The 14340-nt window shown below is 65.5% G+C and carries 18 protein-coding genes; 14 read left to right on the top strand and 4 right to left on the bottom strand.

Features of this window, described 5'->3' with window-relative positions; genetic code table 11:
• Positions 1–148 precede the first annotated feature (148 nt).
• The 8 genes from SNOV_RS03505 to SNOV_RS03480 all read left to right on the top strand — a co-directional run bounded on the left by SNOV_RS03505 (position 149) and on the right by SNOV_RS03480 (position 4833).
• Complete coding sequence (locus SNOV_RS03505) at positions 149–391, top strand: hypothetical protein (protein ID WP_013165531.1); 243 nt, start codon at positions 149–151, stop codon at positions 389–391.
• A 150-nt stretch (positions 392–541) separates the two neighbouring features.
• Positions 542–1186, top strand: a complete 645-nt coding sequence (locus tag SNOV_RS23320; RefSeq protein ID WP_144295935.1) for a hypothetical protein — start codon at positions 542–544, stop codon at positions 1184–1186.
• 185 nt (positions 1187–1371) lie between these two features.
• Positions 1372–2058 (top strand): DUF6610 family protein, encoded by a 687-nt coding sequence (locus SNOV_RS23315; protein ID WP_013165530.1) that lies wholly within the window; start codon positions 1372–1374, stop codon positions 2056–2058.
• Positions 2059–2113: 55 nt separating this feature from the next.
• A complete protein-coding gene (locus tag SNOV_RS23310; RefSeq protein ID WP_144295934.1) occupies positions 2114–2680 on the top strand; it encodes a hypothetical protein in 567 nt (188 codons plus the stop codon).
• 168 nt (positions 2681–2848) lie between these two features.
• Positions 2849–3355, top strand: coding sequence for a hypothetical protein (locus SNOV_RS03495; RefSeq protein WP_013165529.1), 507 nt, complete (start codon positions 2849–2851; stop codon positions 3353–3355).
• 82 nt (positions 3356–3437) lie between these two features.
• A complete protein-coding gene (locus SNOV_RS03490; protein WP_049785692.1) occupies positions 3438–3611 on the top strand; it encodes a TOBE domain-containing protein in 174 nt (57 codons plus the stop codon).
• 70 nt (positions 3612–3681) lie between these two features.
• The gene (locus SNOV_RS03485) at positions 3682–4266 is read left to right on the top strand and encodes a TetR/AcrR family transcriptional regulator (RefSeq protein WP_013165528.1); all 585 of its coding nucleotides are present in this window, start codon (positions 3682–3684) and stop codon (positions 4264–4266) included.
• Positions 4267–4338: 72 nt separating this feature from the next.
• Complete coding sequence (locus SNOV_RS03480; protein WP_013165527.1) at positions 4339–4833, top strand: hypothetical protein; 495 nt, start codon at positions 4339–4341, stop codon at positions 4831–4833.
• A gap of 5 nt (positions 4834–4838) precedes the next feature.
• On the opposite strand, the gene SNOV_RS03475 is transcribed toward SNOV_RS03480, so the two are convergent.
• Both SNOV_RS03475 and SNOV_RS03470 read right to left on the bottom strand, forming a co-directional pair.
• Positions 4839–6365: a serine hydrolase gene (locus SNOV_RS03475; RefSeq protein WP_013165526.1), complete on the bottom strand. Its 1527-nt coding sequence runs from the start codon at positions 6363–6365 to the stop codon at positions 4839–4841.
• Between the two features lie 192 nt (positions 6366–6557).
• Positions 6558–7127 (bottom strand): NADPH-dependent FMN reductase, encoded by a 570-nt coding sequence (locus tag SNOV_RS03470; RefSeq protein WP_013165525.1) that lies wholly within the window; start codon positions 7125–7127, stop codon positions 6558–6560.
• A 243-nt stretch (positions 7128–7370) separates the two neighbouring features.
• Between SNOV_RS03470 and dcd the strand changes: the two genes are divergently transcribed.
• Positions 7371–7928 carry a dCTP deaminase gene (gene dcd, locus SNOV_RS03465; protein WP_013165524.1) on the top strand — a complete coding sequence of 186 codons (558 nt, stop codon included), beginning with the start codon at positions 7371–7373 and terminating at the stop codon, positions 7926–7928.
• Positions 7929–7961: 33 nt separating this feature from the next.
• Here dcd and SNOV_RS03460 read toward each other — a convergent pair whose 3' ends face one another.
• Positions 7962–8288, bottom strand: coding sequence for a DUF6481 family protein (locus SNOV_RS03460; RefSeq protein WP_013165523.1), 327 nt, complete (start codon positions 8286–8288; stop codon positions 7962–7964).
• Positions 8289–8459: 171 nt separating this feature from the next.
• Here SNOV_RS03460 and SNOV_RS03455 point away from each other — a divergent pair, with 171 nt between their 5' ends.
• From SNOV_RS03455 to SNOV_RS03445, 3 genes are read left to right on the top strand one after another with little or no spacing between them, the layout of a single operon-like run.
• Complete coding sequence (locus SNOV_RS03455) at positions 8460–9359, top strand: DMT family transporter (RefSeq protein ID WP_013165522.1); 900 nt, start codon at positions 8460–8462, stop codon at positions 9357–9359.
• Positions 9356–9844 (top strand): helix-turn-helix transcriptional regulator, encoded by a 489-nt coding sequence (locus tag SNOV_RS03450; protein WP_013165521.1) that lies wholly within the window; start codon positions 9356–9358, stop codon positions 9842–9844. Before SNOV_RS03455 ends, SNOV_RS03450 begins: the two co-directional genes overlap by 4 nt.
• Positions 9841–10257, top strand: a complete 417-nt coding sequence (locus SNOV_RS03445) for a VOC family protein (protein ID WP_013165520.1) — start codon at positions 9841–9843, stop codon at positions 10255–10257. The genes SNOV_RS03450 and SNOV_RS03445 overlap by 4 nt, the downstream gene beginning before the upstream one ends.
• A 5-nt stretch (positions 10258–10262) precedes the next feature.
• Here the strand turns inward: SNOV_RS03445 and SNOV_RS03440 are convergent, their stop codons facing one another.
• Entirely contained in the window at positions 10263–11054 is a 792-nt protein-coding gene (locus SNOV_RS03440; RefSeq protein WP_244412845.1) for a FadR/GntR family transcriptional regulator, read from the bottom strand.
• Positions 11055–11307: 253 nt separating this feature from the next.
• Between SNOV_RS03440 and SNOV_RS03435 the strand changes: the two genes are divergently transcribed.
• Both SNOV_RS03435 and SNOV_RS03430 read left to right on the top strand, forming a co-directional pair.
• The gene (locus SNOV_RS03435) at positions 11308–12954 is read left to right on the top strand and encodes an L-lactate permease (RefSeq protein WP_049785691.1); all 1647 of its coding nucleotides are present in this window, start codon (positions 11308–11310) and stop codon (positions 12952–12954) included.
• Between the two features lie 57 nt (positions 12955–13011).
• The gene (locus SNOV_RS03430) at positions 13012–14151 is read left to right on the top strand and encodes an alpha-hydroxy acid oxidase (protein WP_013165517.1); all 1140 of its coding nucleotides are present in this window, start codon (positions 13012–13014) and stop codon (positions 14149–14151) included.
• The last annotated feature ends 189 nt before the right edge of the window (positions 14152–14340 follow it).

The raw sequence follows: 14340 nt of genomic DNA, 5'->3' as shown, positions 1-14340 counted from the left end.
GATTCGGGAGCGCCGGTTGCAGCCAGCGCCCCCGAGTTCCCGAGCAACCCATGAGCCGGGCTGCGGGGCAAGGCACTTGAACAGCCGGATTAGGAATCCGGATTCGGTCTACGGTCAAGCCCGGCTCGACTTAAAATGGAGCCATCCCATGGCACTGTATCAGAACGGCAACGAGCTGACCCACATGGTTGATGATAGGTTTGACCGTACCTACAAGCCGGGCACAGTGGGGCCGTTCTCCGGCATCTATATCTGCACTAACTGCCGGGATGAGGTGGCCTGTAACGCGGGCAACCCACTTCCACCTCAGAACCATCGCCAGCACTCGCCGTCAAAGGGCGACATCCTCTGGAAACTGCTGGTCCAGACGCAGAACGGGCCTCAGTCCTGACTTTGTCCAGTACCCAAGCGGCGCTTCGTCGCCGGAGACCTGTCGTCCCTTTGCTCAGCCTCCGTTAACGGCCCTTTATGCGGCGTTGGCGGGGTGCTGAGCATCCGCTTGAGCACCTCGTCCATCCTGGTTTTTTGCGGGTCATCACTCATGGCAGTCCTCACTCCTGCGGACATGAACGCCTCCATCGCGGTTGCGATAGGGCGATTCTCCCAAGCCTGCTGTTACATGGAATCGCAGCTGCACTTCCTGCTGTCCCGGCTGCTCCCACTCACAACAGATATGGGGCGCGTCCTCCTTGCTGGGAACCAACTCAGGAGGAACACAGAAATACTGGCTGCGCTTCTTCGGCTACCTGAGATACCGATAAGCACCGGCGAGCGTGAGCGCCTAAGCAAGCTGCCGCCGCGCCTAAAGTCCATCAATGATGACCGATCCCGGTTCCTGCACAACCCCATGATGGGCGGCATGGTGCTTGACCCCGAGAAGGGAGAGGAGCAGCTGTTACTTGCCGTTGCGAGACAAGACGGCGGGTCCGCCGTTCACCCCATTTCCGTCGAGCTCATTAACAAGCTTGTCGAAGAGGCCCGCGCCCTTTGCTCAGAGCTATACACTGCCCCCATCGAATACGACCTGTCTACTTGGGGGAAGGCGTTTCCTCAGTTTGCTCTAAAGCCTTATCCCACAAATCCAAAGCCAAAGCCTGGCAGTCGTAAAGATCGACGACAAAACGGTCGGACGGCACCGGAAGCGCGCGATACCAATCCAAAATCAGAGGGAGAGCAGCCTCGATAAAGGCCGCTCTCGCATCCTCCTCAGCGCCGGCCTGTCGCGAATCACCTTGCATCACATGGCCTGCTTTGTCACGTATATAATTAGGATTTTTTTCCTAGAACCTTTATTAGGACATTGTCCACATTGCATATGCAACGCTATCATTTCACATTCGCGACAATCTGATCATACACTCGAACCACGACATGCGGCTTGGCATTGGCGAACCTGTTTTGAAGTTTGTCGCCCACAGCGCGACTGTTCTACGTATAGCGTCTGCCCATGGATGGCACGCCGGAGCACGATATACCAACCTCAGGGATATTCGTAACTTTGAACGCGTTGGGTTTCTTGATATAGATTGGAAGAATTACAATTTTGAGAAGCATATACAAGCAGTGATACTTACAAAACCGTTTATGACGGTAGCCCAAGACGTAGAAGATAAAATAGAACTTACAAAAATTATCGATCAAGCCTATCTATTACTGGAGCATTGTAAATTCGTAATTATTGTACCAAAAGACCCTTTATTGCAGAATGTCCTTACGGCAGGCATACCATCTGAGTTTATTTTGGGTTACAGTGTCCCGACCCGATATGGGGGCACCCGCATCCCACCGTCCGCCTTCAGGAGGCCCGTCCATCTCCTTGGCGGGAGACCTGATATTCAAAGACGCTTGGCTGACCAGATGCCAGTTGTCAGCATAGATGTGAATAGATTCACGCTAGACGCAGCATTCGGAGACTACTTTGATGGAAGCGGTTTCCGACCCCATCCTGTTGGCGGCTACCAGACCTGCCTAACAGCATCAGTCTCCAACATCAATGCAATCTGGAATGAGTATAGATCAAGCATAGAAAGTTACACAAAATACATCTCCCAGACATAGCAAGAATGACATGGATCCACGCTCAGAATTTCTCATTGCCATGTACAATCAGCTAATGAACGACATCAATCGTCACATTGTTGTCGTATGGCAATCTTTAACAACTCTGGTTGGAGCATTTGCAACATGGTCACTTGTTGAGAAAAACATAATATCTCTTGACATAGCAGTTGCCCTTATAATGCTTATAGCAATATGGGTTATTGAGAATGCATATGATTCTGCCTATTGGTATAATAGAAACTTAGTAATTATTGCGAATATAGAACGTCAATTTCTAAAACAGACTGACTTGAAAGACATACATTATTACTTTGGGCAACATCGTAAAACAGGAAAAATGATTACCCATATAAAATTACAGTTATTTTTGGCTCTTGGAATTGCAGGATTGGTCTTCTTTGTATACTTATACAAAACTATTCTGCCAAATTTGTGTGACAAACTAACAATAGAGAATTACTTTCCGATTTTTGTCTTAATTTTTGGATTATATCGCTGGTATGCTTGTCACAATTTATACAAAGAAAAATATGATGAGTTTCTAAAAAATTCCCCTGGGACGACCATCGACACAACTGGTTTAGTTTACGGGGCTGGGCATCCAACGTCGAAACAATGAATTCCGCTGACAGCGACGACGCCTCAGTATGTACAGCGGGGCTATGATGCGAGATAGGCAGGCCGAAGCACCAGAGGCGGCTTAAGAGCGCCCTCCGCCTTGCCCCCTCCCTATCCATCCTATATCCCTACAAACATATCTTCCGTCCCCCTCCCGGAGACGTTCTCCATGCCGGTCCTTCGCCTTCTCGCCCTCCCCCTCCTCCTCGCGCTCCTCGTCGCCCCGGCGGCGGCGCGGGATCCGGTGGTGCTGGCGGGCGGCGGCAAGGAGGTCAATCTTCCGCTCGACGCCCTGCGCGCCCTCCCCTCGGAGAGCGTCGACGTCGCCTTCCTCACCTCCAAGGGCGAGGAGAAGGCGCGCTACACCGGCGCGAAGCTCTGGGACATCCTCATCGGCAACGGCCTGATTGACCCGACCGACCATCCCGCGCTGCTGCGCAGCCTGGTGATCGTGACCGCCGGCGACGGCTACACGCTGGTGCTCTCGGCCGGCGAGCTGGCGCCCGAGCTCGGCGATGCGCCGGTGCTGCTCGCCACGGCCCGAGAGGGCCATACGATCGAACCCGCCCGCTCCCCCCGCCTCGTCATGCCCGGCGACCGGCGCGGCGCGCGCAGCGTGATCGACGTCGCCCGCGTCGAGGTCCGCCCGCTTGCCCCGGCGGCCACGTCTCCCTGACGCCCGCCCAACCTGTCACTGGTGACATCGCACCGGTGACAGCCTCGATGCCACCGGTGGCAGCCGCGATGTCACCGGTGGCATCGGAAATGTCACCAAAGCTGCCACCACCCCGCATGCGCGGCTGGAGAGCGCCGGCGGGCAGGTCATCACCTCCTCCGTCACCAACGAGGCGGTGGAGGAGCTGGGGCTGAAGGAAGGCGCCAAGGCCTATGCCGTGATCAAGGCTTCCGACGTGATGATCGCGGTCGACTGAGACCGGCCGCCCCCGTACAGGGAGGCCGCGATGCATTGACAATCTACCTACTAGTAGGCAATCTGAGGCCATGGCACATTCCTCTACCATGGCCGACGACATCCTCACCTGCGCCCGCTCGCTGATCGTCGCGGGCGGCTATGACAGCTTCAGCTATGCCGACATCGCCGCGGTCGTCGGCATCCGCAAGGCCAGCATCCACCATCATTTCCCGGCCAAGGCGGACCTCGTGCGCACCCTCGTCGCCCGCTACCGCGAGGACGCGCAAACGGGCATCGCCGCGCTGGAGCGCAACGTTCCCGATCCGGTCGGGCAGCTCGATGCCTATACCGGCTATTGGCAGGCCTGCATCGCCGATGAAAGCGCACCCTTCTGCGTCTGCGCGCTGCTGGCGACGCAGATTCCGGTGCTGCCGCCGGAGGTGGCGCTGGAGGTGCGCGCGCATTTCCGCTCGCTCTCGGCCTGGCTGGCCTCGGTGCTGGAACGCGGCGCCCGGCAGGGCAGCCTGCGGCTCGACGGCACGGCGCGGGCCGAGGCCGAGACCTTCCTCGCCACGGTGCACGGCGCCATGCTCTCGGCCCGCGCCTATGGCGACGCCGGCATGTTCGGCCTCATCGTCCAGCCCTTGATGGCGCGGCTCGTCATCTCCCGCTGACCGCGCGGGAACGAGCCTCGCTTGCCCTATCAACCTACCGATTAGTAGGTAGAAATCGGAAAGGAACTCCTCATGTTCGGCATCTCCCCGCTCGGCTGGGTGCACACGCTCGGAAGCCTGCCGGCCATTCCCGCCGCCGCCTACATGATCCTGCGCTACGGCCGGATCGTGCCGTGGTCGGCGGCCGGCATGGTCTATCTCGTCGCCATGCTGATCGGCGGCACCAGCGTCTTCCTCGTCGCCCACGCGCCGGTGAGCTATGTGATCGGCGTCGTCACGCTGCTGCTGCTGGCGGTCGGCTATGGCGTCGGCGAGCTGAAACTGCCAGGCCGCGCAACGACTTACATCGAGACGGTGTGCCTGAGCCTGACCGTGTTCCTGCTCATGCTGCCGACCGTGACGGAGGTGCTGCGCCGCGTGCCGGACGGCCATCCGCTGGTCACGGACCTGCACGCCCCGCTGCTCGTCGGCTCCCAGGCGAGCCTGCTCGCGCTCCTCGTCATCGGCCTGACCGCGCAGATATTCTGGCTGCGCCGGCAGGGCAGGATGCTCGCCCGCGCGCGCTGACGGGATCACTCCCGCGCCAGCGTGCCCAGCCCTAAACCGTCGAGATCCTCGAGGGTTAGCGCGCGCGCCGTGCCGTCCGGGCCGAGCGAGAAGCTGACCCCGGCCGGCAGGTCCGGCAGCTCGGGCGTCGGGTAGTAGAGGAAGACGTCGCGGTTGAAATGGATCAGCGGGACGCGCGCCTTGCCCTGCGGCCCCAGCCGCAGCTCCAGCTTGTCGCCCACCGCCGCGACCTCGGCGGCGCCGACATAGGCGTTGGCGTAGCGCCCCGCATAGGCCTTGAGCGGCGCGGCCGGCATCGCCCCGCCCGCCGGCGCGGCGTATTCCTTCTTCGCCGCCTCGACCGCCGGACCGAACATGCCGGCATAAGCGGCGTTCCAGGGGGTCAGCCAGTCCTTCGAGATCTTCCCGTCGAAGGCGACGTCGAAGAAGCTGTCCGCCAGCCCCTCCGGCACGCCGGTCGGGAAGGCGTTGGCCAGCACGACGATGCCGAGCTTCGCCTCGGGATAGATCGTCACCAGCGTGCGCGCGCCGACGCTGAACGCCCCGGCATGGCCCCAGCTCAGCCCGTGCCGGCCGAACTCGACGTTCCAGCCGAGGCCGTAGAAGGAGGCGGCGCCGGTGACCGGGTTGTTGCCCCGCGCCATAAGGGGTTCGTGCGTCGCGGCGAGCGCCGTAGGCTTGATCATCGGGCTCCCGTTGAACGTGCCGCCGGATATCTCCAGCCGCAGCCATTGCGCGAGATCGCGCACATTCGACGACACGCCGCCCGCCGGCGCCTGCGCGTCCGGGTCGCGCGGGAGCTTCGCCGCCCATTTGCCGGGCCCGCCGATATGCAGCTCCGCCCGGTTGGTGCGCTTGAGGAAATCGGAATGGCGCGAGGAGGTCGAGCTCATGCCGAGCGGGCCGTAGAGCTTCTCCTGCGCCACGTCCTCCCAGGCCTTGCCGGTCGGCTTGGCGGCGGCTACCGCGCCCTCGGTGAGACCGAAATTCGAGTAGGAATAGCCGGCGCGGAAGCTGGAGGACGGCGGCACCAGCGCCAGCCGATGCAGGATCGTCGCGCGGTCAAAGCCGAACGCCTCCAGCTCGTTGCCCGCGTCCCCCGGCAGGCCGGAGCGGTGGGCGAACAGGTCGCGGACGGTGAGCTGCTGGGTCGGATAGGCTCCTTGCAGCCGGAAGGACGGGTCGAGCGTGGCGATGCTGCTGTTCCATTCCACCAGCCCTTCGCTCACCAGCGCGGCGACGACCGTTGCCGAGATCGGCTTGGAGAAGGAGGCGAGCTGGAACACGGTGTCGGCGTCGACCGTCGCCTGCTTGCCCTGCGCGCGCAGGCCGTAGCCCTTGAGGAACACCGGCGCGTCGCCCTGCACCACGGCGATGGCGAGGCCGGGCACCTGCCCGTCCGCCACCGCCTGCTGCGCCATGTCGTCGAGCGCGGCCAGCGCCGCCTCCAGCCGCTCGCGCGGCACGGGATCGGCGGCGGCCGGCGCGGTCAGCGCGAGAAGGAGACCAAGGGTGAGAATTCGGCGGCGCATGCGCTCCTCCCGGTGACGGACCGGGCGCAGTGTGGCCGAACGCGCCCGGTACTCAAGGGGGTGGAGCCGACATCCGGGAAGAAGCCGTCATCCCGGCCGAAGCGCAGCGGAGAGCCGGGATCGCTCTCCGATGTTTGCGCGATCCCGGATCGGCCTTCGGCCGTCCGGGATGACGGGTTGAATCAGAATGCCTCAGCCCGCCTTGCCCAGCGCGGCGAGGCGGATTTCCTTCAGCAGCGCGTCGACGCCGCCGGCGAGGAAGGCGCGGGTCTTCTCGTCCGCGAACTCGCCGTCTTTGATCTTCTCGCCGACATTGGGGATGGCGAGGTGGGGATAGGTCACCACCCGCGCGCCCGCCGCGCTCAGCGATTCGCGCAGCTGCGCCTGGGCGCGGATGCCGCCGGTCGAGCCCGGCGAGGAGGTGACGACCAGCACCGGCTTGCCGATCAGCGCGCCCTTGGCGTAGGGCCGCGAGCCCCAGTCGACGGCGTTCTTCATCGCGCCGGAGGTGCCGTAATTATATTCGGGCGAGGCGAAAATCACGCCGTCCGCCGCGGCGATAGCCGCGCGCAGCGCCCCCGCGCCGGAAGGCTGGGTCGCGCCGTCTTCGTCCTGATTGTAGAGCGGCACGTCGTTGAGGGTGAGCACGGTGAGCTCCGCCTTCGGCGCGATCGCCTTCTTCAGGGCCTCCAGCACGGCGGTGGAGAAGGCGCCGGAGCGCAGGCTGCCGGAAATGCCGAGGAGCTTGGGAAGGGCGGTCATGGGGAACTCCGAATGAGCGGCATGCGCCGCAAGAAATGATCTCCCTATGAATTGGCGCGCTCGCCTCGCCGGCTCAAGCCCGTTTCATTGCAGCCACGCACGGCCGCTATTGCAACGCACGGCGACGATTTGCGGCGGCTCCCGCGAGGCGCCGCAACGCCGGCGCCCGCGCCGACGTTCCCCCTCGGCGCAAAGCGTGTTACCGATCGTTGCGCTGCAACAGAAATCGAGGGATGGCCGGCCTTGATCCTGACCGACCGCGACATTCTCGACGCCATGGCGGAAGGCTCGGTGACCATCGAGCCGGTGCCGCCGGCGGAGTTCTATGCGCCGAACGGGGTGGATCTCAGGCTCGACAGCCGGCTCACGCTCTACCGCCCGCCGGCCGACGACGAGGACCCGGTCATCGACCCGGCCGGCCCTGGCTATTCCTTCCGCGAGGCCATCACCCGCATGGCCGACGACATCGAGATCGGGCCCGACGGCTTCGTGCTCGCGCCCGGCCGGCTGGTGCTCGGCTGGACGCTGGAGCGGGTGGATCTGCGCGCCGGGGCGCGCCTCGCCGCCCGCGTCGAGGGCAAGAGCTCGCTCGCCCGCATCGGGCTCATCGTGCATCTCACCGCGCCGACCATCCATGCCGGCTCAACGGGGCGCATCCAGCTCGAGATCATCAATCTCGGCCCGCGGCCGATCCGCCTGCGCGCCGGCATGAAGGTGTGCCAGCTCATCCTCGAGCAGACGCTCGGCGTGCCCCAGCGCGGCTATGGCGGCCAGTTCGCCGGCCAGCGCGCGGCGGGTTGAAGCTCGGGGCCTGGGTTCGGCGGCGGGCTGAGGTCAGCGCTTGCCGACACGCGCCTTGCGCGCGGCATAGCGCTCGTCGCGGCGGGCCTTGGCGTCGGCCTCGCGCTGCTGCTTCTCGGCCTCGGCGGCGGCGGCCTGCTCGGCGGCGGCCTGACGGGCGGCGAGCTCGGCGGCGGCCTGCGCCTCCTTGCGGGCGATGCGGGCGGCCTCGCGTGCCTCGGCCGCGGCCTTGCGCTCGGCGGCCCGTGCGAGCACGGCCGGATCGTCGGCGCGGGGCCGGGAGGCGAGCTTGGCGACGAGGCGCGCCTTGGCGTCGGCGGAGGTCTTCTGGCGGTCGTGGAAGTTGTCGATCGATTTCATGCCGAGACGTCTAGCCGCTCGCCGCGCCGCGGGCAACGGTTGTGCGGCAATACCCACCTATTCACCTGCCGCTTCTCTTGCCGCGACGACGCATTGACAGCCGCGCGCGCCCGGCTACGTTCCGGCGCCGTCGGCCCTCCGGGCTGCGTCCCGCGTGCCGGCGTGTCGTTCATGAGCCCCAGAGACATCACCGCCTACATCTTCCTGGCCCTCACCTGGGGCAGTTCTTTCCTCGTCGCCATTCACGCCATCCACGCCTTCGGCTGGGGCGCCACGGTCGCCTTCCGCTGCCTCATCGCCGGCGTGGTGCTGCTCGCCGGGGCGAGGCTCGCCGGACGCCGGCTTGATTTCAGCTTCGGCTTCAAGCCGCTGGTCTTCGTCGGCCTCACCACCGTGGTGCTGCAGCTGGTCGGGCTGCTTTACGGCCTGCCGCTGATCGGCACGGCGATGTCGGCGATCATCGTCACCACCATCCCGATCTTCTCCATGCTGGTGGCGCGGATATTCGGCATCGAGCCGATCACGACGGGCGCCGCGCTGGGCATCGCGCTCGGCGTCGTCGGCGTGGTCATGCTGGTCGGCTTTCCCTCGCAGCCGATCACCACCGACTTCATCCTCGGCAGCCTCGCCTCGCTCATCTCGACTTTTTCGGCGGCCGTCGGCAGCGTCTATGTCGGCCACAAGCTCAAGGATGCCGGGGTGATTGAGATCACGGCCGGCTCCTTCCTCGTTGGCGGTGTCGTCTGCCTGCCGCTGCTCTTCGTCGTGCCGATCCCGGCCTGGCCGGCGCCGGTGGATTATCTCTACCTGCTGATCCTCGGTGCGGTGATGAGCGGGCTCACCTATGTCGTCTATTTCGCCCTGCTTTCCTCCATCGGCCCGACCCGCGCGGTCAGCGTCGAGTTCGCCGTCACCGGCGTCGCGGTGCTGATCGGCACGCTGCTGCTGGGCGAGACGCTCTCGCCGCTCCAGATCGTCGGCACCGCCGCCATCGGGCTGGGCTGCGCCATGGTGCTGGGCCTGCACAAGGTCACCCGCGCCGAGGCCATCGCCGAGCATCCGGGGGCATGAGGATGCGGCAGGGACAGAGCGCCGAATTGCTGCGTCGCCTGCTGCGAGCCAAGGACCATATGGACGCGGCCTCGCACGAGGCCTGGCCGGTGGAGCGGCTGGCAAAAGTCAGCGGCGTCTCACCGGCGCATTTCGCGCACTCCTTCAAGGCAGCCTTCGGCGTCCCGCCGCACCGCTACCTCCTCACGCGCCGGCTCGAGCGCGCCAGATCGCTGCTGCGCGACACCGACGCCCCCATCATCGAGATCGCCTTCCAGGCGGGCTGGAACAGCCTGGGCACGTTCGGGCGCGTGTTCCGCGACGTCTATGGCCGAAGCCCGAGCGACATGCGGGCCTGCGTGCAGGCCATGCCCGACCGGCCCGGCCCCACACCCGCCTGCTTCGTCAACGCCGCCCTGCGGCCCGGCCTCACAATCGCAGTTTCGGAGAAGCGGCGACAGGACCCGGCGCCTATCAAGAAGACCCAACAGATGGAGGTCTCATGAGCCAGGGCATTCAAGTGGTCGGTCTCTATGTCCGCGACCAGGACGAGGCGGTCGAGTTCTATGTCGGCAAGCTGGGGTTCCGCGTCCACACGGACGTGCGCAACGGCGACTATCGCTGGCTGACCGTGGAGCATCCCGAGCAGCCGTTCTTCCAGCTCGGCCTGTTCAAGCCGCACGTCCCGACGCTGGACGCCGTGACGGCGCAGTCCGTGGCCGAGATCGTCGCCAAGGGCGCGATGCCCCCGCTGGTGCTGGCGGTCGACGATTGCCGGGCCGCCCATGCCCGGCTGGCTGCGCTCGGCGTGGAGTTCACGCAAGCGCCGGAAGAGCGCTACGGCAATGTGGACGCCAGCTTCCGCGATCCGTCGGGGAACGGCTGGAAGATGATCGAGGCACGCGGCGGCGAGCGCTGACCCCCTCACCCCGACAGCAGCGTCGAGCGGTTGAGCCGGCGCACGGCGAGGTCGACGCGGGCGGCGTCGACACGGGTCTTCTCGACCGTGTCGCCGGTGAACTTCAGGTGCTCGTAGACCGCCCGCTCGGCGGCGTCGGGATCGCCCGCCACCACCGCCTCGCCGATCGCCTTGTGCTGGGCGAGCAGCGCGTCGCGGAAGGCGGCCTGCGCGAACAGGCTGGTGCGGTTGAAGAAAATGTCGCGCCTCAGCATCTCCGAGAAGGCGCGCATGACGTGCAGGATGACGAGGTTGTGCGAGGCGGCGTAGATCAGCCGGTGCAGCACGATATCGGCCTCGGCCTCGCGGTCCGCATCCAGTGCCTCGTGCGCCGCCGCCATCTCGGCGAGGCATTCGCGGATCGCCTGCCGCTCCGGCGCGGTGGCGCGCACGGCGGCCAGCCCGGCGGCGGTGCGCTCGACCGCGGCGCGGTACTCGAAATAATCCGCCGTCACCTGCTCGTTGGATTGCAGCAGCCCCGCCAGCGGGTCGGTGAGGCCCGAGAGGAACTGCGTCACCCGCGTGCCGTCGCGGCTGGTGGCGAGCAGCCCGCGCTTCTCCAGCATCTCCAGCGCATCGCGCAGCGAGGGGCGCGATACCTCCAGCCGCTCGGCGAGGTCGCGCTCGCTGGCGAGCTTCTCGCCCGGCCGCAGCACGCCTTCCAATATGAGCCGCTCAATGTGCTCGGCGATCGCCTCGGCCAGTTTCGGTGTGCGCAGCCCTTCCACGGTCTCCCCTCCGCCGTCTTGTTTTTCCAACGTTATTTCCCGGTCGCCGTCAACGACACTCGACCAAAGGCTAATCCGTGGACCAATTGACTTGAATGGTAAGAAGAACTTACCAAGCGAGACTTTTTTGTAACCCTTCCCATGCGGAGGGCCGGCCCGGCACCCGCCGCGCCCAAGCGAACGCCAGAAGCGGAGAGAAAACTCCGTCCGCCCCGCCCCCGGAGAAACGCTTGTGACAGAAACCCTCGCAACCTGGAACCAGGTATACGATCCCTTCGGCAGCATGGCGCTGTCGACGCTGCTCGCCGCCGTGCCGATCGTGGTCATGCTGGTCGGCCTCGGCTTCCTGCACATGCGGGCGCATGTCGCGGCCTTCGCCGGCCTGGTGGCGGCCTTCGTCATCGCCGTGTTCATGTTCGGCATGCCGGCCGACAAGGCGGGCCTCGCCGCCGGCTACGGCGCCGCCTACGGTCTGATGCCGATCGGCTGGATCGTGCTGAACATCATCTTCCTGCACCAGCTCACCGAGGCCAACGGGTCGTTCACGACGCTGCAGCGCTCCATCGCCGGCATCACCGGCGACCGCCGGCTGCAGCTCCTGCTCATCGCCTTCTCCTTCGGCGCCTTCTTCGAGGGCGCGGCGGGCTTCGGCACGCCGGTCGCGGTCACCGCAGCGCTGCTCATCGGCCTCGGCTTCTCGCCGCTCGCCGCCTCGGGCCTGTCGCTGGTCGCCAATACCGCCCCCGTCGCCTATGGCGCGCTCGGCACCCCGGTCATGGCGCTCGCCGCCGTCACCGGGCTCGATCTGCTCGACCTCTCGGCGATGATCGGCCGCCAGCTTCCCTTCTTCTCGCTGATCGTGCCGTTCTGGCTGATCTGGGCGTTCGCCGGCTGGCGCGGCATGATGGAGATCTGGCCGGCCATCCTGGTCTGCGGCATCTCCTTCGCCGTGCCGCAGTTCCTGGTCTCCAACTTCCACGGCCCCTGGCTGGTGGACGTGGTGGCGGCCATCGTCTCGATGATCTGCCTCGTCGCCTTCCTGCGCGTCTGGCAGCCGAAGAAGCTCTGGACCTCGACCGCGCTGAAGGGCCGCACGAATGGCGATGGCTCGGAAGGCGCCACGGCCAAGAGCGCGACCGACCTCTCCGGCGCGCGTCCCTCGACCGGCGCGCTCATCAAGGCGTGGCTGCCCTGGGCCATCCTCACCGTCTTCGTCTTCGCCTGGGGCATCCCGCAGGTGAAGGCCGCGCTCGACGCCATCTTCATCTCGAAGATCCCGTTCGAGGGCCTGCACAACCTCGTCTTCAAGGTGCCGCCGGTGGTCGCCGCGCCGCATGCGGAAGCCGCGGTGTTCACCTTCAACATCCTGTCGATGACAGGCTCGGGCATCTTCGCCTCGGCCATCGTCGCCGGCCTGCTGATGGGCTACTCGCCGCTGGCGCTCGTCCGCATCTACCTGAAGACGCTGTGGAAGGTGCGCTACTCGCTCGCCACCATCGCCATCATGCTGGCGTTGGGCTTCCTCACCCGCTACTCGGGCCTCGACGCCACGCTCGGCCTCGCCTTCGCCATGACCGGGCCGTTCTACCCGCTGTTCGGCACCATGCTCGGCTGGCTCGGCGTCGCGCTCACCGGCTCGGACACGGCGTCCAACGTGCTGTTCGGCGGTCTGCAGAAGATCACCTCCGAGCAGCTCGGCCTCTCCCCGACGCTGATGGCGGCCGCCAATTCGTCGGGCGGCGTGATGGGCAAGATGATCGACGCCCAGTCGATCGTCGTCGCCTCCACCGCCACCGGCTGGCAGAACTCGGAAGGCATCATCCTGCGCTACGTGTTCTTCCACTCCATCGCGCTGGCGGTGCTGGTCGGCATGCTGGTCACGCTCCAGGCCTATGTCTGGCCGTTCACCAGCCTCGTCATCCACCATTGACGCCGATCGGGGGAGGTACCAGCCTCCCCCGAAAACGTTCCGGGGGAGGAACACGCCATGGCCGTCGTCACCAACATCCAGGACCTTCGCGCCATCGCCAAGCGCAAGGTGCCGCGGGCGATCTTCCACTACGCCGACCGCGGCTCCTATGACGAGGTGACGATCCGCGCCAACCGCACGGCGCTCGAGGCCATCCCGCTGCGCCAGCGGGTGATGATCGACGTCTCCGACCGCTCGACCGCCACCACCATGATCGGCGAGAAGGTCGCGCTCCCGCTCGCCATCGCGCCGACCGGCCTCACCGGCCTGTTCCACGGCAATGGCGAGATCCACGGCTGCCGCGCCGCGCAGGCCGCCGGCATCCCCTTCACCCTTTCCACCGTCTCGATCTGCTCGATCGAGGACGTCGCCGGCGCGGTCGACAAGCCATTCTGGTTCCAGCTCTACGTCATGCGCGACCGCAAGTTCTCGGAATCGCTGATCGAGCGCGCCAAGGCCGCCAAATGCTCGGCCCTCGTGCTGACGCTCGACCTGCAGATCCAGGGCCAGCGCCACATGGACATCAAGAACGGCCTGTCCGTGCCGCCCAAGCTGACGCTCGCCAATGCGATCGACATCGCCACCAAGCCCGGCTGGGCGCTCGGCGTGCTGGGCGGCAAGCGCCGCACCTTCGGCAACCTCGCCGACCGCGTGCCCGGCGGCGACAGCCTCACCACCCTGTCGCAGTGGATCGGCAGCCAGTTCGACCCCTCCCTGTCGTGGAAGGACGTCGAATGGGTGCGCTCCATCTGGCCGGGCAAGCTGATCCTCAAGGGCGTGCTCGACGTCGAGGACGCGAAGATGGCCGCGGCCACCGGCGCCGACGCCATCGTGGTGTCGAACCATGGCGGCCGTCAGCTCGACGGCGCCGTCGCCTCCATCTCGGCGCTGCCGCGCATCGTCGACGCCATCGGCGGGGGCAAGAGCGAGATCTGGTTCGACGGCGGCGTGCAGTCCGGCCAGGACGTGCTCAAGGCGGTGGCGCTCGGCGCCAAGGGCTGCCTGATGGGCAAGGCCTTCCTGTGGTCGCTCGCCGCGGGTGGCCAGGCCGGCGTCGCCAAGGCGATCGATATCATCCGCAAGGAGCTCGACGTCTCCATGGCGCTCACGGGGGTGAAGGACATCACCCAGGTGGACAAGAGCGTGCTGGCGCTGTGAAGGCCGGATCGTTCCTCCACTCGCCCTGAGAATACCGTCATCCCGGCCGAAGCGCAGCGGAGAGCCGGGATCGCCCTCCATTTCGATGACGATCCCGGATCGGCCTGCGACCGTCCGGAACGACGGACGATGCGGCTCGCTGCCGCACCCCCTATTGTCTAAGCACTGCCCCCGATGCCCGCCGCGGCC

Origin of the sequence: Ancylobacter novellus DSM 506 (assembly GCF_000092925.1) — a bacterium.
GTDB classification, from domain to species: Bacteria; Pseudomonadota; Alphaproteobacteria; order Rhizobiales; family Xanthobacteraceae; genus Ancylobacter; species Ancylobacter novellus.
The sequence above is the reverse complement of the archived record's forward strand: the minus strand, read 5'-3'. Positions and strand labels throughout refer to the sequence as shown.